A 22,454-nucleotide genomic window follows, 5' to 3' on the forward strand; every position below is an offset into this window, starting at 1 on the left:
CGGATTGGCCGGACAAGCTGGTCAACGATCCGGCGGGGCTGAAGACACGTTCGAGTCGGCCTGAACCTGTGCACGGTTTCAGCCACTTACGAGAGCCGCCCACCTAGCTCGCTGATGGGTAGTTAGTAGAATCTTGCCCGCCACACACTGCAGAACATGGCTGACAGTTGACGAGCGGGGGCATGGGTGGACTCCGAGAACGCGAAGGCGTATCTCCGGCCGCGGGCCAGGCTCATGAGCACGCTCGGCGAAGAACTGATCAGCAACGAACGCGTCGCCCTCACCGAGCTGGTGAAGAACGCCTACGACGCGGACGCCAGCCTCGTCCTGATCCGCTTCAACCCTCCCCTCGAAGAGGGTGAGGGCTCGATCGAGGTCTGGGACAACGGGCACGGCATGTCGCCGGCCACAGTGCGCGGCACGTGGATGGAAATCGCCACCCCGCACAGGCACCGGAACCCCCGCAGTGAGTCAGGTGGGCGTCGCGTGCTGGGCGCCAAGGGCATCGGCCGGTTCGCCTCGGCTCGACTTGGCCATACCGCCACAATCACGACTCGGCGGGTCGATGAGCAGGAGGTCACCCTTCGCATCGACTGGGGGGACTTCACGGATGGTGACGCGTACCTGGATGAGGTTCCGGTCTCCCTGTCCACGACCACTCCGAGCGTCTTCGTAGACGGAGGCACAGCAGCGCAGACCTTTTCCGAGGTCCTCCGGGAATTTCAGTCAGCGCCCGCTACAGCCGTCGACACGGCGCATGGCACCGTGGTCCGACTCGAGAGGCTTCGCACGGCTTGGGGAACGAACGAGATCGAGGCCCTCAAGCGTTCCCTGTCCAGGCTCCTCCCCCCGCCGCCTCCCGCCGAGCTCTCTGTGCCGGACCAGCCTGAGTTCTCGATCTACATCGACACTCCGGAGGGGCCGCTCCGCCACCACAGCGGGTTCGTTTCTGCGAGTGAGACACTGGCCCATCCCCGCTATCGCCTCGTCGGCGCCGTGGATGCTGACGGAGACGCGAGCCTGGCCATTTACGCCGGCGACGAAGAACCGGTAGAGGTCGTCCAGGACAACCTCCGGAAGGACTCGAAGAGGCCCTCATGTGGCCCTCTGAAACTGGACTTCCGAGTCTGGGACCTTGAGTCGTCGGCCATCAAGCCGCTCCTGGCACTCGACACCAGCGCGAGGAACACCAACGACGTACGGGAACTCATCCGGAACAACAGCGGTGTGGCCCTGTACCGGGACGGGTTCCGTGTGCAGCCGTTCGGGGAACCCGGGTTCGACTGGCTTGGTTTCGACCAGCGACGCATCAACAACCCGACGCTGCGTCTCTCCAACCGGCAAGTGGCGGGATTCGTCTACATCTCGGCCGATGACAACCCCGGCCTCATGGACCGCTCGCACCGCGAAGGACTGATCGACTCCCCGGAGTACGAGGAACTGAAGGCAGTCATACTCCAGGCGATTGCCAGGTTGGAGACGCAACGCTACCGGCTGCGTCGGGAACCCACTGCTCCGACGGACGCCCCGCTCCTTGCCGGGCCGTCCGAAGGCAGGGGCCACGGGCTCTTCCAGAACTTCAACCTGGACCCGCTGCGACAGGTGGCTGCCGAGCGGCACCCAGACGACATCATCCTCAGCCGCGCCATCGAAGAGGCCACGGAGACGATCAACGAAGGCGTACGCAAGGTACAGGAGGTCATCGCCCAGTTTTCCCGCCTCGCGACGCTGGGAACCCTGGTCGATGTTGTCCTCCATGACGGACGTACCGCCCTTTCCCGCATCGGCGTGGGCCTTCGCCGCCTCGGCAAGATCACCACGAAGGTCGAGACACACGACGTGGAGTTGTCAGCTGCGCTGGGCAAGCTTCGCACGGACTTCACCGCACAGGAGAGGGCTCTCGACCGGCTCTTCGCTCGCATCGAGCCACTCAGTGGACGGAAACGTGGACGGCCCCGCCGGCTCTCTCTGCACCAGAGCATTTCCGAAGCCGTTGACGTACTGGAGTCGGAGATCACCAAGCACGGTGTAGACGTGAAGATCGGCGGGGAGGACGTGATCGTCACTGCCGAGCCAGGTGACATCAGGACTCTCGTGGTCAACCTCGTGAGCAACGCCGTGTACTGGCTCTCCACCATGCCCAAGGGCACCCCACGCGAGATCCTGATCGAAACGGAGCGCAACCATGAGGGCGAACTGGACGTGGTTGACATCACGGTCAGTGACAACGGCCCTGGGGTGCGCGAGGAGATCAAGGATCTGATCTTCGAGACCTACTTCAGCGACAAGCCTGATGGCGTCGGCCTCGGCCTCAGCATCGCAGGCAGCGTCGTGAAGGACTTCTACGACGGCGACCTGGGGCTGGTGAGCCCCGGCACCCTCTCGGGTGCGAGTTTCCGGGCACGACTGCGAAGGAGAGTTGGGTGACGTCGACCGACGTTGCGTATCGGGTGCTCATAGTCGATGACGACGCCCAGATGATCGCGGACCTTCGCGAAGTGCTGTCCGAGGAGCTCACAGACCTCGGGGAGATCCACTTCGAGTCCGAGCAGGACTTCTCCACAGCCGAGCAGCGGTTGATCGACGAGGACTTCGACCTGGTCATCCTCGACGTCCGCGACGCCGCCGATGGCAGGCCCTCCGCCGCCATAGAAGGACGGGGACACGAACTGTACGACGCCATCGCCGGCGCGCGGTGGCTGCCCGTGGTCTTCTTCACAGCTGTCCCTCAACAGGTGCGTGACCTGGAGAAGCCCCCACTCATTCGTGTGGTGACCAAGAACGCCTGGGACGAGGTCGCTCCCGCAGTCCGGGACGGGTTGCTCTCGGGAGTGTCGGAGTTGAGACGCCGTATCTCCGGTCTCGTCGAACGCAAGGTCCGCGTTTTCCTGCGTGACGTCGTGGCCCCGCACTGGCACGAGATGGCGGGCGCTGATCCCCACGAGATCACCCCGATCATCGTCAACCGCCTCGCGGCCGAGCTCCGGGAGAACGGCCCCAGCGAACTGGGTTACGCCGGGGACGGCGAGGCGGTCGCCACTGCTGGTCAACCCTCCGCTGCGCGGGTCTACTTGAAGCCGTTCGTGACCCATCACCTCACCGCCACGGACCTCGTGGTCAGCCCCGAGGGCGATTGGTGGATCGTCCTCACCCCTGCTTGCGACCTGTATGAGGACCACCCGGACGCCAACGTGGCGAGACCTCGTAAGGCCAAGGCACAGTACGTTCGCCTGGCCAAGGCTGACCGCATCTTCACCGAGGACGGCGAGGAGTCGGAGTCGCCAGCGATCGCCACATGGCTGGCCAGCTCGAAGAGCAACAGCCACAAGGACCAGGCCAAACAGGTCTTCGGGGACAAGCAGAACCGGTACCGCGCTCTTCCTGGCTACCTCGACATCCCCGACCTCCTGGTCGACTTCGAGAACGTGGTATCGGTCCCGCTCGCCGAGGCACGAACCTGGCGACGTGTCGCAACCCTCGACAGCCCGTTCTCGGAGGCGATGCTCATCGCCTACAGCCGCTCGGTGGGGCGTATCGGAACCCCGGACCTCAGCTTCGAGGACGTGAAAGTGCGGTTGGAACTCGAGAAGCCGAAGGCCAGGCACGTGCCGACGCAGGCTTCAACGCCATCAGCGAACGGCGAGATTGTGAAGGACTGAGCTTCCAGGCATTCGGACAGCGTGCGCGATCATCAGCGGAGGGCACGCCGGGCGCGGAAGCCTTGGCCCTCGTTGTGGTCGACACAGGGATGCCTTGGCATAGACCTACACGCCGCCGGTGGGCGCCACGCCCGGGGAGCCATCTGGGAGCCGACCCGCTCCCCGAACCCCTTCCAGGCCCCGCGACACCAACCGAGCCCACCCATCTGACCTGCGGAAACGCCATCGAGGCTGGCAGTCTCCCCAACCGAACCTCATTCGGGACGAAGAGGCCGTGGGTTCAAATCCCGCCACCCCGACTGGTGAAACACCGAGCTCAGGGGCTCGACCCACGAGAGTGGGTCGAGCCCCTGAGTCGTTTTTTGGTGGCCCTCACCGGACGGCTCCCCGTCTTCTCCGTTCCAGCGCATCGGCGACCGCTCGGTATCAGGAGGCGGACGATGATGGCCGCCGGGGCGATCGAGGGCGTTTGGTCCGGGAGCGGTCCTGTTGCTCAGCGTAGGCATGGGAGTGGCGACCGCGGAGTCGTGGACACCGGACCTTGCTTCCGGTCCGGTTCGACTTCCCACGCAAGGCCCTCCGACCGTGCCCACTTCACAGCAGATTGCGGATGCGGCCCAGCGCACTCGGGGGCGCATGGTGGAGCGCATAATGCATCAAGACAGGCCTTGCGCAAGTAAATCAGTGGCTATTGCTGTGACCGTGTTGGTTCGCCGGGTTGGTGGTCGTGGCGGTTGGATGTGGGGTGACGTCCGATCCGATCGCTGGAGGCGCGGTGGCCGAGCCTGTCCGTGTGCGCAGACTGACCGACCAGGAGGGGCAGAGGCTGCAGCAGATCGTGCGCCGGGGCAGTACCAGCACGGTGCGTTACCGGCGGGCGATGATGCTGCTGGCGTCGGCCGGCGGGAACCGGGTGCCGGTGATCGCCCAACTGGTGCAGGCCGACGAGGACACCGTCCGGGACGTGATCCACCGGTTCAACGAGATCGGCCTGGCCTGTCTGGACCCTCAGTGGGCGGGAGGCCGTCCCCGCCAACTCAACCCTGAAGACGAGGATTTCGTCATTGCGACGGCCACCACCCGCCCGGTCAAGCTCGGCCAGCCCTTCACCCGCTGGTCGCTGCGCAAGCTCGTCGCCTACCTGCGCAAAGTGCACGGCCGGGTGATCCGCATTGGCCGCGAGGCGTTACGGTGCCTGCTCGCCCGGCGCGGCGTCACCTTCCAGCGCACCAAGACCTGGAAGGAGTCCCCGGACCCCGAGCGCGACACCAAGCTCGACCGCATCGAGGAGGTCCTGGACCGCTTCCCGGACCGGGTCTTCGCCTTCGACGAGTTCGGGCCGCTCGGGATCCGGCCCACCGCGGGCTCGGGCTGGGCCGCACAAGGACATCCCGACCGGCTGCCGGCCACCTACCACCGCACCCACGGAGTCCGGTATTTCCACGGCTGCTACTCGGTCGGTGACGACAGCTTGTGGGGCGTCAACCGCCGCAGGAAAGGCGCCGGGAACACGCTGGCCGCACTGAAGTCGATCCGCGCCGCCCGTCCGGACGGCGCCCCGATCTACGTGATCATGGACAATCTGTCCGCCCACAAGGGCGCCGACATCCGACGCTGGGCGAAGAAGCACAAGGTCGAGGTGTGCTTCACACCGACCTACGCCTCGTGGGCGAACCCGATCGAGGCCCACTTCGGGCCACTGCGGCAGTTCACCATCGCCAACTCGAACTACCCCAACCACACCGTGCAGACCCGGGCCCTGCACGCCTACCTACGGTGGCGCAACGCCAACGCCCGCCACCGCGACGTCCTGGCCGCCGAACGCAAGGAACGCGCCCGGATCCGCAGCGAGAAAGGCATCCGCTGGGGAGGACGCCCCCTCACCACCGCGGCCTGACCAACCCGGCGAACCAACGCGGTCACAGCACTATACGGTCCACGATCATGTGGAAGAAGGTCCTGCCCTACTGGGGTCTGATCGCGTTAGTCCTAGCAGTAACCGGCTGGTTGACCTCTAACTTCGGACCCAGCGGGATTGCGACCCTCTCCGCCCTCAGCCTGCTGTGGTTCCTCTTCCAGGCACCCAACCCCTGCGGTGCTCCGATTCGTGCGGCGGGCAAGTCCTGCCGCAACAACGCCAGAGGTGTTCTGCGCGGCTGCCACCTGCAGCAACATAAGTGGCAGCGTATGCGGACTTTCTTCGTCCACCCGCGGCTTCGAAGTTGCGCGGCGCAGCTTTTCGCCAATCCCGTGACGGGCCTGGCCAGCCTCGGAGGCATCGTCACACTGATCTCCACAGTGATCAACATCAGCCTCGCCCTGTCAGGAAAAGGGAGCTCGTGAACCCAGCCTCCTCGGCACAGGAACCCTTCTTCGCAGGTTCGGAGCGTGGTTCGGCGGGAGCCACCGGCCGTCTTCCGGCGCCTGTCGATCGTTCCTCGTCCGCACTGCCCATCGCCACGTCACGCAGTCTTCGGAGCTCTTCCATGCCTTACACCGCAGAGATCAGTCGCGCCAACCCCACGGCGATCGTCTTCCTGGTCGACCGATCGACCTCCATGAGCGACCCGATCGGTGACGGAAGCACTACCCAACGCAAGGCTGACGTCGTCGCTGACGCCATCAACCGGCTGCTCACCGAGTTGGCCGTGAAGTGCGCCAAGGAAGAGGGAGTGCGGGACTACTTCCATGTGGCCGTGATCGGGTACGGCTCCACGGTCGGCTCTGCCTTCGTCGGTGAACTCGCGGGCCGCGACCTCGTGCCGCTCAGCCACGTCGCCGACTTCCCGGCCCGGATGGAGGAGCGGATCAAGAAGGTGCCGGACGGTGCCGGGGGACTCGCCGAAACCACGGTCAAGTTTCCGGTCTGGATGGATCCGGTGGCTCATGGCGGCACCCCCATGAACCGTGCCCTGCGCTACGCAGCGCAGCTGGTACGGGAGTGGGTGCAGCGCTACCCGGGTTGCTTCCCCCCCATCGTGCTCAACCTGACGGACGGCGAAGCCAACGACGGCGACCCCATCGAGGGAGCTGCCGAGATCACCTCTCACGCCACCGCTGATGGTGCTGTCCTCCTCTTCAACCTGCACGTGTCCGACTCCGGAGGCGAGCCGACTGCCTTCCCCGACTCCGAGGCAGGGCTGCCGGACGCTTATGCGCGACAGCTCTTCGCCATGTCGAGCACGCTCCCCAGCCACATGCGCTCATACGCGGCATCGCAGGGGCACCCGGTCAGTGAGAACACCCGAGGGTTCGTTTACAACGCCGACATCACCTCGGTCGTGCAGTTCCTCGACATCGGCACTCGTGCCACCGAGTTGCGGTGAGCCACAAGGGTCTCTACGTCACTCGGTTCGTGGTGCCCAAGGCCGGGGTCACCGTGGACGAGTGCGAGGACGCTCTGTGCGTCCTGCCGAACGAGCCGTACGACGCCCTCATAGAGGGGGTGGTCGCGGCAACCGTCTGCGACGGGGCGACCGAGAGCCTGCTGTCCGGCGAGTGGGCGCGGATGCTGGCCGGCGAGGCGTCCCGCTCCGCCGTCCGGCCTGAGGGGCTGTTGGCCTCACCGGCACAATTCCAAGCCTTCGCTGCCGATGTCATGAAGCAATGGGCCGACTGGCTACGGGGGTACACCGACCGGCGAGCGCACCGCGGCCAGCCGTTGCAGTGGTACGAGGAGGCGAAGCTGAGCGCCGGAGCCCACGCTACGCTCCTGTCGGCCGCTTTCACCCCGGACCCGGATCGTGACCTGTGGAGATGGCAGGCCGCGGCACTGGGCGATTCCTGCCTGTTCCACATCCGCGACGGATGCGTTCTCACAGCCCATCCGATCAGCTCCGCGGGTGATTTCGGGAACCGGCCGGAGCTCTTCTCCAGCAACAACCGGGATACCGAACTCCTCGCCACCAGGACACGCTTCCTCCACGGGACCTGTGTCAGCGGTGACATCGTGCTGCTGGCCACCGACGCGTTGGCCGCATGGTTTCTGTCCCAGCCTCGGCCGGGCGAGGCGGCCCACGCGCTGACCCAGTACGCACGAAACCCGGGCCAAGGCGAGCAGTTCGAGGAATGGGTGCAAGCCCAACGGCACAGCGGTGCCTTGCGCAATGACGACGTGGCTCTGATCCACATCGACGCCCAAGGACGGTGACACCCGATGCCCACGACCCCGTCCGGCGGCCCTAGGAGGTTTCCCACTGGATCCGAATACGCGACGGCCTTGCAGAACACCACCCTGTGCTTCCGCCATCCCGACCTGCGCGGTGCCGAGCCGGCACTCACCGGACTGGGTCTCCCCAAGGCGATCTCCGGCAACTTCGCCAGTGTTTTTTCCCTGGCCCTCCCCGGCGGCGGCGACCGCTACGCCGTCAAGTGCTTCACACGATACGTACCGGACCAGAACGAGCGTTACCAGGCGATCAGCAAGCACCTGACCAGCCTTCCGTCAGCCCGTCTGTCACAGCCGTGGAACATGGGGTTCGACTACCTCGCCGACGAGATCCTGGTGAACGGTGAGCGCTATCCGATCCTCAAGATGGAGTGGGTCCAGGGCCAGGGCCTGGCTTCATGGCTCGATCACCATCACCGTGACAGCACACAGGTACGGAAGCTCGCGGACCGCTTCACAGCGCTCATCGACGACCTGCACACCCACGGCATCGCCCACGGAGACCTTCAGCACGGGAACCTTCTCGTGGCACCGGACCTCACCCTCCGTCTCGTGGATTACGACGGCATGTACGTCCCGGCGTTAGCCGGACGGCACGGCACGGAGGACGGGCACCGCAACTATCAGTCACCATTGCGCGGTGGCAGGGACTTCGGCCCGGACATGGACCTGTTCTCCGGCTGGGTCATTCACACCGCGCTCAAGGCCGTGGCAGCAGACCCTCGCCTTTGGGCCGATCTCCACGAGCCCTCCGGTGAGTACCTCCTGCTGTCCGAGGACGACTACAAGGCACCTGCGGCATCGCCTCGATTCGCGAGACTCCTCAACCACCCCGATCCCGACGTCGCGCAGTCGGCTCAGCAACTCGCCGACCTCGTCGACACGCCGATCAGCGCCATCCCCCGCTTGCGGACCCGTGCACAGAGCAGCGGCACCGGCCCGCAGCCGTCGGGTACTGGGCACGCGTCCGGTACACCCGGTACCGGCCTGCCCGATTGGCTGCGTGAACACGTGCTGGTGGCCGAATCTTCCGATGCCGCGCCCTCTCATCCCGAGGGCCCAGGGTTCCGTCATCGGCGCCGGACGCGCGACCTACTGGCCCTACCGGTGTTGCTGGTCTCCCTTGCCGTACCGGTGCTCTTCGCTCTGGGGGTTCTCTCCATCGGCATCATCGCGACCGCCGCGTCGGCCACGGCGGGGCTGGTCTTCTTCGAGAACACGCGCCGTACCCGGCCGGAGCTCCGTGAAGTGCGACAGCAACTCAAGGCGCTCAAAGAACGGAAATGGGCAGCACAGAATCCAGCCGCCGCAGCCGCCCAGCTCGACAAAGAGATCGAATCCTTCGAGGACTCCGAACGCGAACGCGCAGCAGACGCGGACCGTGAGAGCCAGCGGCTCACCCGCCAGCACCAGCAGCGCTTGGCGAAGATCGAAAGCGACAAACAGAAGCTGGAGAGAGACCTGCGTCTCCAGCTGACCCGTCTTGATGACGAACTCACCGCGGACATCGCCAGGCGTTTGGCACTCCACCAACAGCGTTACTTGGAAGGGCAGTTGCAGAACGCGCTCATCGAGGATGCCAAGATCCCAGGTATCGGGCAGGCCCTGAAGAGGGCTCTGGCCTCTGCTGGTATCCGAACTGCAGCGGACTTCCACGGCGTCACGATCGTCAGCGCAGGAGGCAGGTACAGCAATCTCACCGCGTACATCGATCGGACCGGCGGCGGGAGGATCGATGTCAAGGGGATCGGACCGACCAAGGCCAGGGCTCTGGAGCAATGGCGAGAGCAACGGGTCGTCGCAGCCCGGTTCCGTTCCCCCACCAAACTGCCCGCCGATCAGCTCCAGGCGGCCAGAGCCGAATCCCGACAGCGCAAGACCGATCTTCAAGGCCGCCTCCGCGACATCGCCTCCCAGGCTGCGAGTGCGACGCAGAACGCCGAGCAGAACCTGCAGCAAGCCCGGGGCCGCCTCCGTCAGGAGGCCGAGCGGGCTCGCGCCACGGCACGTGCCCGGCGCGAAGCGTTCGCCCGTCGATCGGTGCAGATCCGGCAGGCATCCGATGAGATCCCGGTGCTTGATGCCGCCCTCGCCGCGGGCGTTCAAAGGCGCCGCCAGCTGTCCGCCTTCTCCTACCTGCGCTTCCTCACCACCGGTCGGCCGGGGTCCGGCGCTGCCCACGACGTGCCGTGAAGGGCGGGGCCCGGTCTGCGGACTCCACGGCCGCTCGCGCCCCTACCGACGGACCTCGTACACCACATTCACCGGCGTCTCCGCCACCCTCCGCCAAGCGGTGAGGCCGGATTGGGCGGCGAGGTGGCGGAGGGTGGGTTCGCCGGGGTGGTTGCCGAGGGCTTGGGGGCCTTGTTGGGCGAGGGCGGCGGGGAGGCAGACGGCTACGGAGGTGGCGGTGACGACGCGGCCGACGGGGGTGGCGTTCTCGCGGGGGTCGGCGGAGGCGTTGGGCTCGACGATCAGGCAGGTGCCGTCGTCCGCGAGGGCCTGGGCGACGTGGCGCAGGGCGGCGCCGGGGTCGCCCATGTCGTGCAGGCAGTCGAAGAAGGTGATCAGGTCGTAGCCGGTGCCGGGGAAGTCGTGGGCGCCGGAGACCTGGTGGTCGACACGGTCGGCGAGGCCTTCCGCGGCGGCGATGGAGCGGGCGGCCTCGACCGAGGGGGCGTGGAAGTCGAAGCCGTGGAACCGGGACCTGGGGAAGGCCCGGGCCATCAGCGCCGTGGAGTAGCCGTAACCGCAGCCGATGTCGGCCACCTCGGCGCCCGCCTCCAGCTTGCCGACGACGCCCTCCAGGGCCGGTAGCCAGCGGCTGACCAGGCAGTCGGCGTACCCGGGGCGGAAGAACTTGGCGGTGCCGGAGAAGAGGGCGCCGCTGTGTTCCGCCCAGGCCACGCCGTCGCCGGTGCGGAAGGCTTGCAGCAGGGCGTCCTCGGTGCCGTAGAGCGCTTGGAGCAGGGTGAAGAAGCCGGCCGCGTAGGTGGGCGCGTCGGGGTCGCCGAGCACCGCGGCGTGTTCGTCGGGGAGGCGGTAGGCGTCGTCGGCGGGGTCGTAGGTGACGTACCCGCCGGCCACCTGGGCGGCGAGCCATTCGCGTACGTACCGTTCCACCAGGCCGGTGCGATCGGCGAGGCGGGTGCTGGTCAGCGGGCCGGCGCCGGCCATGGCGCGGTAGAGCCCGAGGCGGTCGCCGAGCGAGGTGCACAGCCCGGCGACGGCGGCGCCGCCGTCGGTGACGACCCGTTCCAGGAACTCCGCCACCCGGTCCTCGTCCGCAGCCGTCGCCATGGCCGGTCACCTCCTCGCCGCGCCGCCCGCACGCGAAATCCGGTCGACATCTCCTTGTGCCAAGAATTCCACGCCACCGCCACATGCGCGCCATTACGCGACACAATGGCGGTAACGGCACAAGGGAGGTGTCCGTCATGCGCAAGGTCATCGACTGCCGGGACCACCCCAGCGCGATCAACTGCACGCTGACCATCGCCGGCGAGGAGGAGGAAGTCGTCCGGGCCGCCGTCCAGCACGCGGTGTCGGTGCACGGTCACGCCGACACCGCGGAACTGCGCGAACAGCTCCGCGCGGCACTGAAGAACGAGGCCACCCCGCAACACGCCTGAGTCCCGGCACGGGACGAGGCCCTCACCCCTGCGGGTTGAAGAAGGTGAACATCTTCTCCGGCTCGATCCGGGCCCACGGCAGGTCCCGCATCCACCGCCGCCACTTGTCGGCGCCGTACGACTCCACCAGCAGCGCCTCCAGCGCCGGGTCGTCGGTGGGGCGGATCTCGCGGGCCTTGCCGTGCACGGTGATCTGGAGGCGTTCGCCCTCGACGACGGTGGCGCTCACCGCGGGGCGGGCCCGCAGATGGCGGAAGCGGGCGGAGCCGGCGCCCGAGCCGAAGACGAAACGTCCCCGGTAGAAGACGGTGTCCACCGGGCCGACCCGGGGCTCCCCGTTGGCGGTCGCGGTGGCAAGCACCATCGTGCGCACCCCCTGGAGCGTCTGGACCACGGCTCCGGCGGGCAGCCGGCGTTCCTCGTCGAGCACCGACCGCAGATAGGCCCCGGCAGCGGCGTAACTGTCGTCCAGCAGCCGCTGGAGCGCGGACAGATCCTCGGCTGTCTCGTACATGCCACCAGTCTCCACCGCCGACGGCGCCTTCGCCGTGCGTCCGGCCCGGGACGAGAATAGGGGGATGAGTGATGTCACGGCTGCCATGCCGGAGTGGGAGAAGCGTTTCCGGGCACCACGGGTCGGGCTGCCGGAGTGGGCGCAGGACGCTCCGCAGCGCTGCCTGTTCGTCTCCAACGAGACGGGCACCTACGAGTTGTACGCCTGGGACCGCACGGCGGACGGCCGCCGCCAGGTCACCGACCGGCCCAACGGTACGACCGACGGGACGCTGACCCCGGACGGCGAGTGGATCTGGTGGTTCTCGGACACCGACGGCGACGAGTTCGGCGTGTGGATGCGCCAGCCGTTCGACGGCGGCGAGGACGAGCCGGCCGCACCGGGGCTCGCCCCCGCCTACTCCGCCGGGATCGCCCTCGGCCGGGACGGCACCGCGGTGATCGGCCGCTCGACGGACGAGGAGGGCACCACCGTCCACGTCCTGCGCCCCGGCGCCGAGCCGGTGGAGATCTACCGGCACGAGCAGTCCGCCGGGGTCGGCGGGCTCAGCGAGGACGGCACGCTGATCGTGATCGAGCACACCGAGCACGGTGACGCCATGCACGCCGCGCTGCGGGTGGTCACGCTGGACGGCACCACGGTGGCCGAGCTGGACGACACCGAGGGCGGCACCCGCGAGCTGGGCCTGGAGTCGCTGGGCTTCGCCCCGGTACCGGGCGACCCGCGGCTGCTCGTGGCCCACCAGCGGCGCGGCCGGTGGGAGCCGGTGATCTGGGACACCGCCACCGGTGAGCTGAGCGAGCCGGCGATCGGCCTGCCCGGCGACGTGTCGGCCGACTGGTACCCGGACGGTTCCGCGCTGCTGATCGAACACGTCCACCAGGCGCGCGGCGAGCTGTGGCGGTACGACTTCGCCGACGCCTCGCTGACCCGGCTGGAGACGCCGGTGGGTTCGATCGGCGGGGCGACCGCGCGGCCGGACGGCACGGTGGAGTTCCTGTGGTCGTCGGCGGCCACCCCGCCGCAGGTGCGGTCCAGCTCCGGCGCCACCGTGCTGGACGTCCCCGGGTTCCGGGCGCCGGCCTCGGTGCCGGTGGAGGACGTCTGGGTGGAGGGGCCGGGCGGACGGGTGCACGCGCTCGTCCAGCGGCCGGAGGGCACCGGGCCGTTCCCGACCCTGTTCGACATCCACGGCGGCCCCGCCTGGCACGACAGCGACGCCTTCGCGGCGGCCCCGGCGGCCTGGATCGACCACGGTTTCGCGGTGGTGCGGGTCAACTACCGCGGTTCGACGGGGTACGGCCGGGAGTGGACGGACGCGCTCAAGCACCGGGTCGGGCTGATCGAGCTGGAGGACATCGCCGCGGTACGCGAGTGGGCGGTCTCCTCCGGGCTCGCCGACCCCGACAAGCTGGTGCTGGCCGGCGGCTCGTGGGGCGGCTACCTGACCCTGCTGGGCCTGGGCACCCAGCCCGAGGCGTGGGCGGTGGGGCTGGCCGCGGTGCCGGTCGCCGACTACCTGGCGGCCTACGAGGACGAGATGGAGGCGCTCAAGGCGCTGGACCGCACGCTGTTCGGCGGCTCCCCGCGGGAGGTTCCGGAGCGGTACGCCGCCTCGTCGCCGATCACCTACGCGGAGCAGGTGCGGGCGCCGGTCTTCATCTCGGCCGGGATGAACGACCCGCGCTGCCCGATCCGGCAGATCGACAACTACGTCGGCCGCCTCGCCGAACTGGGCAAGGTGCACGAGGTCTACCGCTACGACGCCGGGCACGGCTCACTGGTGGTGGAGGAACGCATCAAGCAGCTGCGCCTCGAACTGGCCTACGCGCAACGCCACTTGGGGCTGTGAGCCATGTGGCCGGCGCCGTCCGCGTTCCGGGCGGCGCCGGTCACCGCGCCGGCTGCGCCTCGCCGGCCGGCTCCGCGTCGTCGCCGGGGACGAGGCCGAGCGCCAGGTCGCGCTGGGCCTCCAGCTCCCGGCGGACCAGCTTGAACCACATGTAGACGACGAACGCGGCGAAGACGAACCACTCGCCGGTGTACCCCAGGTTCTGGAAGGCCCGTACGTCCAGCGTGCTGTTGACGCCCTGGGCGCTGGTCGGCGGCACCGGCTTGAGCGGGGCGGTGGTGGCGGAGAGGGTGACCCAGCCGTCGTAGAGCCGGTACGGCACCATGTTGACCAGCGACGCGGTGCTGATCATGCCGAGCTGCCCGGCCGGCAGGCCGCCGGAGACCACCCCCGGGTCGCCGGGGTTCTCGGACGCCTGCAACGTGCCGGTCACCGTGACCCGCCCCGCGGGCGGAGCCGGTACGGCCCCGGGGTGCCCGGCGTCCCCGGGCAGCCATCCCCGCACCACGGCGACCGCCCCGCCCGAGGTACGCACCGGGGTCAGCACGTAGAACCCCTGCCGCCCGTCGAGCTGCCGGTCCGGTACGAGCAACTGGTGGCCCGCGTCGTACTCCCCGCTGACGGTCACCGGCCGGCCGACGGTCGCCTGGTTCACCGGCGTCCCCGTCCCCGGCAGCAGACTCCGCAGCGGCACCGGCGCCCGCGACCCGGCAGCCGGCTCCCGCTGCGCCGTGTGATGCGCCTCCACCCGCGCATCGAACCGGCCCAACTGCCACGTCCCCATGAACACGCAGAACGGAATCGCCAGCAACGCGAAGAGCGAGATCCCCAACCATCGCGGGGTCAGCAGGAACCGGTACACGCCTCAACGGTACGGGACCTGCCCGGCCCCGCCCCGGCGGGGCCGGGCGGTGGCGGCGAAGCCGCGGGCCGCCCTCGCGGGGGGCCGGGCCGCCGGGCGGCGCCGGAGTCGCCCGGCGGGCGGCATGACGCGTCGGGCTCGCGTGGCCACCGGCGGGGCCGGGCGGTGGGGGCGGGGCCGCCGGTGTTCCGGCGGGGCCGGGGGCGACGGCGGTGGCCCTGCCGGGGCGGGGCGCGGCGGGCTCGCGTGGCCACCGGCGGGGCCGGAGCGGCGGCGAGCCGATCGGGCGGGGCGCGCCGGACGGCGCGGTGCCCGCGCATGGCGCGGTGGGAGCGGTGAGCACCACGCGGTGCGGCGCACGTACCGGCGGAGCCGGGCCACGCGCCGCGCCACCCGACCGGGACGTGGCGAGCGGCACGATGCCGCAGACGGCGTCCGCACACCCAGCGCCGAGCCGGGACGCGGGGCGCCCCCCTACACCCACCGTCGAGCTGGACCATGCGGGGCGGTCGCCTACTCGGGCGCGGCGAGCAGCACGGATGCGGCAACCCCCGCACCCACCGGCGGGACCGGACCACGCGCCGCGACCACCAGGCCGGGCTCGGCGAGCGGCAGCGCGCAACGGACGCTACGTGGTGCGGCCTGCCCGGCCGGGCCGAGCGGCACGATGCCGTAGGCCGTGCCCAACGGCACCGGACGGGCCCGGCCACGCGCCGGGGCCGCCACCGTACCGGCGGAGCCGAGCCGCGGCGCCGGGGCCGTCCGTCGGGCGCGGTGAGCGGCACGGTGCGGCGGCGTCGTGTGGCCACCGGCGAAGCAACTACGACGGGACCGCCGGGACGGAGCGCAGCGGCGGCACGGTGGCCGCACATCGGCGGGGGCCAGACCACGCGCCCGGGGCCACCCGGCCGGGGCGCGGCGGGCGGGGCGGGAGCGCAGCGGGCGCACGGTGGCCGCACACCGGCGGAGCCGGGCACGGCGCCGGGAGCCGCCCAAGCGGGACGCGACCAGCACGACGCGGCGCGGCAAGCCCGCGCACCCACCGGCGAAGCCGGGACCACGGCGAGGGCCGCCGACGTACCGGCGAGCCGGGGCAGGGCGCGGTGGACGCGCATCAGACAGGGTCCGACCACGTACCGGGGCGTAGCGGGCGGTGCGGTGCCGACGCATCAGCGGGGCCGGACCACGCGCCCGGGGCCACGGGGGGCGTCGACGTGCGTATCGGGGCGGCGGTGGTCAGGGGGTGGGGAGTGGGGGGGTGCGGTAGAGGGTGCCGGCGCAGGGGGTGGGGAGGGTGGTGGTGGCGGCGGGCTGGGTGGAGCCGTCGGGGATGTGGGCGAGGGTGACGGCGGCGGTGGGGGCGGGTGGGGCGGTGGTGGTGCCGTCGGCGGGGGTGTCGGGGTGCTGGGCGGGGGTGTCGCCGGTGGTGGTGCCGGGCGTGTTGTGGTCGCCGGAGCCGCCGGAGGCGGGCGGGGGGCTGCTGGCGCAGTTGGAGGGCACCCATTCGAACTGCACCTGGTACGCCTTGCCGGGCGGCAGGATCAGGCTGTCCGGCGCGGTGGCCGGGTCGGGGAGATCGGTGGCCGGGTCGCCGGCGGTGTGGTCGACGACCTGGACCTTGGTGGGGTCGGCGGCGCCCTGCGCGGTGACCGTGATCTCGCCACCGCCACCGACCGTACAGCTCAGGTCGGAGACGTTGACCACCCGGAACGCCCCGCGGATCCGGCCGGCGCGGTCGGGTGAGCCGGTCTGCGCGGAGCCCTTGCCGAGCTGGGGGGCGGTGCAGGTGGGCGAGGTGGCCGCCATGGTGGCGGCGGGCGGCCGGCTCTTGCCGGGCTGTGCGTCCGGGGCGCCGGAGGAGGGGGCCGGGGAGGCCGGGGCGGAGCCGCCGGCGCTGGGCAGGACGCCGCCGGCCGGGCCCACCGGGCCGCCACCGGTCGCGCCCTGTTCGGCGGGGCCGGGGCCGCCGGGACCGGTGGTCCGCGCACGCGGGCCGGAGGCGGCGGCGGCCGTGGTCACCGGGGTGTCGTCGGCACCGGTGGCGTGCACCACGGCGGGCACCGCGGTGCCGATCAGCAGCACTCCGGCGGCGGCGCCCACCATGGCCTGCCGGCGCCGGGTACGCCGGGCGGGGACCGCCTGCCGGAGCCGTTCCAGGGCGTGCGGGGCCGGCTCGATGCCGTCGACGGCCTGGCGCAGCAGGTGGCGCAGGTCGAGGTCGTCCTCGGGGCGTTCGCCGGCCGGGCCGGGGTGGTGGTCTTCGTGGGCCATGCCGTGGGGTTGGTCGGGGCCGGGGCGGTTCATGCGGGGGTCTCCATGGCGACCCGCAACGCGGCTATGCCACGGGAACCGTACGCCTTGACGGAGCCGATCGATATCCCGAGGGTCTCGGCGACCTGGGCCTCGGTCATGTCGGCGAAGTAGCGCAGCACCAGCACCTCGCGCTGGCGGCGCTGGAGTCCGCGCATGGAGCGGATCAGCTGGTCGCGCTCCAGCTGCTCGTAGGCGCCCTCCTCGGCGCTGGCCATGTCCGGCATCGGCTTGGACAGCAGCTTCAGCCCCAGGATGCGGCGGCGCAGCGCGGACCGGGACAGGTTGACCACGGTCTGGCGCAGGTAGGCGAGGGTCTTCTCCGGTTCCCGGACCCGGCTGCGGGCGGAGTGCACCCGGATGAACGCCTCCTGGACCACGTCCTCGCAGGAGGCTGTGTCGTCCAGCAGGAGCGCGGCGAGGCCCAGCAGCGACCGGTAGTGGGCCCGGTAGGTCTCGGTGAGGTGGTCGACCGTGGTGCCCGCGGCCATCGTGTCGTCAGTACCGCTCACGGCCGGGGATTCCGGGGCGAGCCGGGTGACCGGCCAGGGGGCGATCACCGGCAGACCGCCGGAGGGAGCGGTACGCGGACGCGCGGGGGCCGCCGTCGCACCGCCGAGGGCGCTGCCCAGGCCGCCCGCCAGGGCGGGTTGGACGCCGAATACCTCTGCCACGACTGTTGGACGCCCGTATCCCCGGCAGGGTTGTACGAGAAACCCATGTGAACCGACCCATCCCCGCTGCCCCGGCTTCCCCGGCCCAAAGACGCTCCCCGCCCAACTGCCGGTTGCGGTAAGGCGGGGAGCGAAATTGTCGGACGTGAGGCGGGCTCACATCAAGCGGTACAGACCAGCGACTTCGTCACACCTTCTTCACAAAAGCTCCGCCGCGACCAGCTCGGCGATCTGCGCCGTGTTGAGCGCCGCGCCCTTGCGCAGGTTGTCGCCGCACAGGAAGAGCTCCAGGGCGTACGGGTCGTCCAGCGCCCGGCGCACCCGGCCCACCCAGGTGGGGTCGGTGCCCACCACGTCGGCCGGGGTGGGGAACTCGCCCTCGGCCGGGTCGTCGCAGACCACGACGCCGGGCGCGGCCCGCAGCAGGTCGTGGGCGGCGGTCACCGTCACCTCGTTCTCGAACCGCGCGTGCACGGTGAGCGAGTGCGCGGTGACCACCGGGACGCGTACGCAGGTGGCGTTGACCCGCAGGCCGGGCAGGCCGAGGATCTTGCGGGACTCGTTGCGGACCTTCAGCTCCTCCGAGGTCCACCCGTCGTCCTTGAGGGAGCCCGCCCACGGCACCACGTTGAGCGCCAGCGGGGCCGGGAAGGGCCCGAAGTCGCCGGCCGCGCGGCGCACGTCGCCGGGCTGGGTGCCCAGCGACGGGTCCGCGGCGACCTTGGTGAGCTGGTCGCGCAGCGTGTCGACGCCGGGCCGGCCGGCGCCGGAGGCCGCCTGGTACGAGGAGACCACCAGCTCGGTCAGGCCGAACTCGGCGTGCAGCGCGCCGACCGCCACGATCATCGACAGCGTGGTGCAGTTGGGGTTGGCGATGATGCCGCGCGGACGGATGCGGGCCGCCGCCGCGTTGACCTCGGGGACCACCAGCGGCACGTCCGGGTCCATCCGGAACGCCGCCGAGTTGTCCACCACGACCGCGCCCTTGGCGGCGGCGATCGGCGCCCACCGCGCGGAGACCTCGTCGGGTACGTCGAACATGGCCACGTCGACGCCGTCGAAGGCGGCCTCGTCGAGCGCGACCACCTCGACCTCCTCGCCGCGCACCACCAGCTTGCGGCCGGCCGAACGCGGCGAGGCGATCAGCCGGATCTCGCCCCAGACGTCCTGGCGGGAGGAGAGCAGGCCGAGCATGACGGCGCCGACCGCACCGGTGGCGCCGACCACGGCCAGCGTCGGGCCGGTGCGGCCCGCCGGGGTCATCGTCCGGTCCCGCCGTAGACGACCGCCTCGTCGGTCTCGCTGTCCAGGCCGAAGGCGCTGTGCACGGCCTGCACGGCGGCCTTGACGTCGTCGGCACGGGTGACCACCGAGATGCGGATCTCGGAGGTCGAGATGAGCTCGATGTTGACGCCGGAGTTGGAGAGCGCCTCGAAGAAGGCGGCGGTGACCCCGGGGTTGGTGCGCATACCGGCGCCGACCAGCGAGACCTTGCCAATCTGGTCGTCGTAGCGCAGCGAGTCGAAGCCGATCTGCCCCTTGGCCTTGGTCAGCGCCTCCATGGCCTTGTGACCGTCGGTCTTGGGCAGGGTGAAGGAGATGTCGGTCAGCCCGGTGGCCGCGGCCGAGACGTTCTGCACCACCATGTCGATGTTGATCTCGGCGTCGGCGATGGTGCGGAAGATCGTCGCGGCCTCGCCCGGCTTGTCCGGCACGCCGACGACCGTGATCTTGGCCTCGGAGGTGTCGTGGGCGACGCCCGAGATGATCGCCTGCTCCATGGCTTGCTCTTCTCCTTCAGCCTTGTTGCGCACCCACGTACCCACGTGTCCGGAGAACGAGGACCGGACGTGGATCGGGATGTTGTAGCGGCGGGCGTACTCGACGCAGCGCAGGTGCAGCACCTTGGAGCCGCTGGCCGCGAGTTCGAGCATGTCCTCGTAGGGGATCTCGTCGATCTTGCGGGCCTTCTTCACCACCCGCGGGTCGGCGGTGAAGACGCCGTCCACGTCGGTGTAGATCTCGCACACCTCGGCGTCGAGCGCGGCGGCGAGGGCCACCGCGGTGGTGTCCGAGCCGCCGCGGCCCAGCGTGGTGATGTCCTTGCTCTCCTGGGAGACCCCCTGGAAGCCGGCCACGATCGCGATGGCGTTGGCGTCGAGGGCGTCCCGGATCCGGCCCGGCGTGACGTCGATGATCCGCGCTTTGTTGTGGACCGAGTCGGTGATCACACCCGCCTGGCTACCGGTGAACGACAGCGCCTCGTGCCCGAGGTTTTTGATCGCCATCGCCAGCAGTGCCATGGAGATCCGCTCTCCGGCGGTCAGCAGCATGTCGAACTCGCGCCCGGCAGGGATCGGGGATACCTGCTCGGCGAGATCGATCAGCTCGTCCGTCGTGTCGCCCATCGCCGACACCACGACGACCACCTGGTGGCCGCTCTTCTTGGCATCGACGATTCGCTTGGCAACGCGCTTGATGCCCTCGGCATCCGCAACGGAGGAGCCGCCGTACTTCTGCACGACAAGGCCCACGTGCGCTCCTCGCAACTGTGTCTTCTGGGGGCTGCCCCAGTCCCCCGGTACGGGGGTATGCGGTCGGCTCAGTCTAACGAGCGGGCCGGATCCGCCCGTTATGTATCACATGGTGAGACGTTCCGCTCACGCCATGACCGGTGGGGCACGACCGGTGGGCCAAGGCCCACCCGCTCAGCGGCGATGCCTGCCCGCTCGCCGCCCGCTCACACGGAACCGTGGCCCAGCTCACGTCGGCCCCCGGGTGCGGGGGCCCCGCTCAGCGCTGCCCGTCCGGGTCCGCCAGCCGCAACGGCACGGCCAGCTCGGCGCGCATCACCCGGCCGGCCTCCTCGGCGAGGCGCTCGTCACCGTCCTCGGACTGGCCGTCGGTGTCCAGCCCGTCCAGCTCCTCCAGCGGCGAGTCCAGCCGCACGTGGGCCACGAGCGACTGGAGCGCCCGCAGGCTGGCGCTGGCGGTCGGACCCCAGTTGGACAGGTAGGAGAACTGCCACCACCACAGCGCCTCGGAGACCCGGCCCTCCTTGTAGTGCGCCAGGCCGTGCGTGAGGTCGGTGACCACGTCCGCCAGGTCGTCGGAGATCCGGCAGGCCACCGGCACGCTGCGCGGCACGTACGGGTCGAAGACCTCCGAGTAGACGTCCACCGGCTCCAGCAGCGCCGCCAGCCGCTCGCGCAGCTCGTCGGCGTCGGGCTCGGGGCCCGCGTCCGGCTCGTAGCGCTCCTCGGGGACGATGTCCTCGTGGGCGCCGAGCCGGCCGCCGGCGAGCATCAGCTGGGAGACCTCCAGCAGCAGGAAGGGCACCGCGCTCGCCGGCTCGTCACCCTTGGCCACTTCACGGACGGCCACGATGAAGCTCTCGATCTGGTCGGCGATCTGCACCGCGAAGTCGTCCGGTGCCTCCGAACGCCTCGGGACGCGGGGGACCGGGGGCGCGGCCGTCGCCGGGCGGCCGGGGTCGTTGCGCACCGCAGTGTCAGACATCGAGCAGTCGTCTCCCTTCGAAGGCACGCCCCAGCGTCACCTCGTCGGCGTACTCCAGGTCGCCGCCGACGGGGAGCCCGCTGGCCAGCCGCGTGACCTTCAGTCCCATGGGCTTGATCATCCGCGCCAGATAGGTGGCGGTGGCCTCGCCCTCCAGGTTGGGGTCGGTGGCCAGGATCAGCTCGGTCACCGTGCCGTCCGCGAGCCGGGCCAGCAGCTCCCGGATCCGCAGGTCGTCCGGGCCGACGCCCTCGATGGGGCTGATGGCGCCGCCCAGTACGTGGTAACGGCCACGGAACTCACGGGTCCGCTCGATGGCGACGACGTCCTTGGGCTCCTCCACGACGCATATCACCGCGGGGTCGCGGCGCGGGTCCTGGCAGACCCGGCACCGTTCCTCCTGGGCGACGTTGCCGCACACCGCGCAGAACCGGACCTTCTCCTTGACCTCGGCGAGCGCGTGCGCCAGCCGGCGCACATCGGCCGGGTCGGCCTGAAGGACGTGGAAGGCGATCCGCTGCGCGCTCTTGGGCCCCACGCCGGGCAGCCTGCCCAGCTCGTCGATGAGGTCCTGGACCACGCCTTCGTACACCGAACGCCTTCTTCCTTCGTGTCCCTACGGGTGCGGCACCGTGGTGGCCGCCCGCGCGGGGCGTCCTGCCCCGGGGTACGTACCGACCCCGTACCTGCCTCATTCTTCTACGCCGACCCGCTCCTCGTCCGCCCGGAGACGATGTCCGCCGGGATTTCCCCGGCCGGACATCTCCGCGCCACCGCGGGTGGGGGCGCGTTTCCGCAGGTCGGACGGGTCAGAACGGGAGGCCGGGGATCTGGCCGCCGCCGAGGCCCTGGGCGAGCGGGCCGAGCTTGTCCTGCTGGACCGCCTGCGCGGAGGCGTTGGCGTCCCGCACCGCGGCCAGCACCAGGTCGGCCAGCGTCTCGGTGTCCTCCGGGTCGACCGCCTTGGGGTCGATGACCAGGCCGACCAGCTCGCCGGCCCCGCTGACGGTGGCCTTCACCAGGCCGCCGCCCGCGCTCCCCTCGATCCGCGCCTCGGCCAGCTCGGCCTGGGCCGCGGCGAGGTCCTGCTGCATCTTCTGCGCCTGCTGCAGCAGTTGCTGCATGTTCGGCTGACCACCGGGCATCACTGGATCGCTCCTGCCGTGTACGACAACGTCTGCAACGCAACGTCCGAACGTGTGCGGTAAGGCGAGCCTACGTGCTCGGGGCCCGGTGCGCGCCACCCCCGGGCCGGTACGTGCGG

19 protein-coding genes are annotated in these 22,454 nt (G+C 70.3%); 9 read left to right on the forward strand and 10 right to left on the reverse strand.

What is annotated here, in order from left to right; translation table 11 throughout:
• Positions 1-186: 186 nt before the first annotated feature.
• The 7 genes from SCATT_RS13720 (at position 187) to SCATT_RS13745 (ending at position 10,020) form a co-directional block, all read left to right on the forward strand.
• Positions 187-2,427 (forward strand): sensor histidine kinase, encoded by a 2,241-nt coding sequence (locus tag SCATT_RS13720; protein WP_014143665.1) that lies wholly within the window; start codon positions 187-189, stop codon positions 2,425-2,427.
• Complete coding sequence (locus tag SCATT_RS13725; RefSeq protein WP_014143666.1) at positions 2,424-3,659, forward strand: response regulator; 1,236 nt, start codon at positions 2,424-2,426, stop codon at positions 3,657-3,659. The genes SCATT_RS13720 and SCATT_RS13725 overlap by 4 nt, the downstream gene beginning before the upstream one ends.
• A 775-nt stretch (positions 3,660-4,434) precedes the next feature.
• Positions 4,435-5,556 carry an IS630 family transposase gene (locus SCATT_RS13730; RefSeq protein ID WP_014143667.1) on the forward strand — a complete coding sequence of 374 codons (1,122 nt, stop codon included), beginning with the start codon at positions 4,435-4,437 and terminating at the stop codon, positions 5,554-5,556.
• Positions 5,557-5,603: 47 nt separating this feature from the next.
• Positions 5,604-6,002: a hypothetical protein gene (locus SCATT_RS38585; protein ID WP_157894831.1), complete on the forward strand. Its 399-nt coding sequence runs from the start codon at positions 5,604-5,606 to the stop codon at positions 6,000-6,002.
• Positions 6,003-6,145: 143 nt separating this feature from the next.
• Complete coding sequence (locus SCATT_RS13735) at positions 6,146-6,985, forward strand: vWA domain-containing protein (RefSeq protein WP_014143669.1); 840 nt, start codon at positions 6,146-6,148, stop codon at positions 6,983-6,985.
• On the forward strand, positions 6,982-7,809 hold the full coding sequence (locus SCATT_RS13740; protein WP_014143670.1) for a hypothetical protein: 828 nt from the start codon (positions 6,982-6,984) through the stop codon (positions 7,807-7,809). Before SCATT_RS13735 ends, SCATT_RS13740 begins: the two co-directional genes overlap by 4 nt.
• A gap of 69 nt (positions 7,810-7,878) precedes the next feature.
• Entirely contained in the window at positions 7,879-10,020 is a 2,142-nt protein-coding gene (locus SCATT_RS13745) for a protein kinase domain-containing protein (protein WP_014143671.1), read from the forward strand.
• Between the two features lie 42 nt (positions 10,021-10,062).
• Here SCATT_RS13745 and SCATT_RS13750 read toward each other — a convergent pair whose 3' ends face one another.
• Positions 10,063-11,127: a class I SAM-dependent methyltransferase gene (locus tag SCATT_RS13750; RefSeq protein WP_014143672.1), complete on the reverse strand. Its 1,065-nt coding sequence runs from the start codon at positions 11,125-11,127 to the stop codon at positions 10,063-10,065.
• Between the two features lie 137 nt (positions 11,128-11,264).
• Between SCATT_RS13750 and SCATT_RS13755 the strand changes: the two genes are divergently transcribed.
• Positions 11,265-11,459 carry a DUF1059 domain-containing protein gene (locus SCATT_RS13755; protein ID WP_014143673.1) on the forward strand — a complete coding sequence of 65 codons (195 nt, stop codon included), beginning with the start codon at positions 11,265-11,267 and terminating at the stop codon, positions 11,457-11,459.
• A gap of 22 nt (positions 11,460-11,481) precedes the next feature.
• Here SCATT_RS13755 and SCATT_RS13760 read toward each other — a convergent pair whose 3' ends face one another.
• Positions 11,482-11,973 (reverse strand): pyridoxamine 5'-phosphate oxidase family protein, encoded by a 492-nt coding sequence (locus SCATT_RS13760; RefSeq protein WP_014143674.1) that lies wholly within the window; start codon positions 11,971-11,973, stop codon positions 11,482-11,484.
• Positions 11,974-12,037: 64 nt separating this feature from the next.
• On the opposite strand from SCATT_RS13760, the gene SCATT_RS13765 reads away from it, so the two are divergent.
• Positions 12,038-13,825, forward strand: coding sequence for a S9 family peptidase (locus tag SCATT_RS13765; RefSeq protein ID WP_014143675.1), 1,788 nt, complete (start codon positions 12,038-12,040; stop codon positions 13,823-13,825).
• 40 nt (positions 13,826-13,865) lie between these two features.
• Here SCATT_RS13765 and SCATT_RS13770 read toward each other — a convergent pair whose 3' ends face one another.
• From SCATT_RS13770 to SCATT_RS13810, 8 genes are all read right to left on the reverse strand, one after another.
• Positions 13,866-14,687, reverse strand: a complete 822-nt coding sequence (locus tag SCATT_RS13770) for an SURF1 family protein (protein ID WP_014143676.1) — start codon at positions 14,685-14,687, stop codon at positions 13,866-13,868.
• A 1,236-nt stretch (positions 14,688-15,923) separates the two neighbouring features.
• Entirely contained in the window at positions 15,924-16,991 is a 1,068-nt protein-coding gene (locus tag SCATT_RS38590; RefSeq protein WP_014628050.1) for an anti-sigma factor, read from the reverse strand.
• Positions 16,988-17,671: a SigE family RNA polymerase sigma factor gene (locus SCATT_RS13785; protein ID WP_014143679.1), complete on the reverse strand. Its 684-nt coding sequence runs from the start codon at positions 17,669-17,671 to the stop codon at positions 16,988-16,990. Before SCATT_RS13785 ends, SCATT_RS38590 begins: the two co-directional genes overlap by 4 nt.
• Before the next feature lie 198 nt (positions 17,672-17,869).
• Positions 17,870-18,934 (reverse strand): aspartate-semialdehyde dehydrogenase, encoded by a 1,065-nt coding sequence (locus SCATT_RS13790; RefSeq protein WP_014143680.1) that lies wholly within the window; start codon positions 18,932-18,934, stop codon positions 17,870-17,872.
• Positions 18,931-20,205 (reverse strand): aspartate kinase, encoded by a 1,275-nt coding sequence (locus SCATT_RS13795; RefSeq protein ID WP_014143681.1) that lies wholly within the window; start codon positions 20,203-20,205, stop codon positions 18,931-18,933. The genes SCATT_RS13790 and SCATT_RS13795 overlap by 4 nt, the downstream gene beginning before the upstream one ends.
• A 259-nt stretch (positions 20,206-20,464) precedes the next feature.
• Positions 20,465-21,190 carry a DUF5063 domain-containing protein gene (locus SCATT_RS13800; protein ID WP_078590735.1) on the reverse strand — a complete coding sequence of 242 codons (726 nt, stop codon included), beginning with the start codon at positions 21,188-21,190 and terminating at the stop codon, positions 20,465-20,467.
• A complete protein-coding gene (gene recR / locus SCATT_RS13805; RefSeq protein ID WP_014143683.1) occupies positions 21,183-21,782 on the reverse strand; it encodes a recombination mediator RecR in 600 nt (199 codons plus the stop codon). Before recR ends, SCATT_RS13800 begins: the two co-directional genes overlap by 8 nt.
• A 217-nt stretch (positions 21,783-21,999) precedes the next feature.
• Positions 22,000-22,338 (reverse strand): YbaB/EbfC family nucleoid-associated protein, encoded by a 339-nt coding sequence (locus SCATT_RS13810; RefSeq protein WP_014628052.1) that lies wholly within the window; start codon positions 22,336-22,338, stop codon positions 22,000-22,002.
• Between the last annotated feature and the right edge of the window lie 116 nt (positions 22,339-22,454).

It is taken from the genome of Streptantibioticus cattleyicolor NRRL 8057 = DSM 46488, from assembly GCF_000240165.1.
Taxonomy (GTDB): Bacteria; Actinomycetota; Actinomycetes; order Streptomycetales; family Streptomycetaceae; genus Streptantibioticus; species Streptantibioticus cattleyicolor.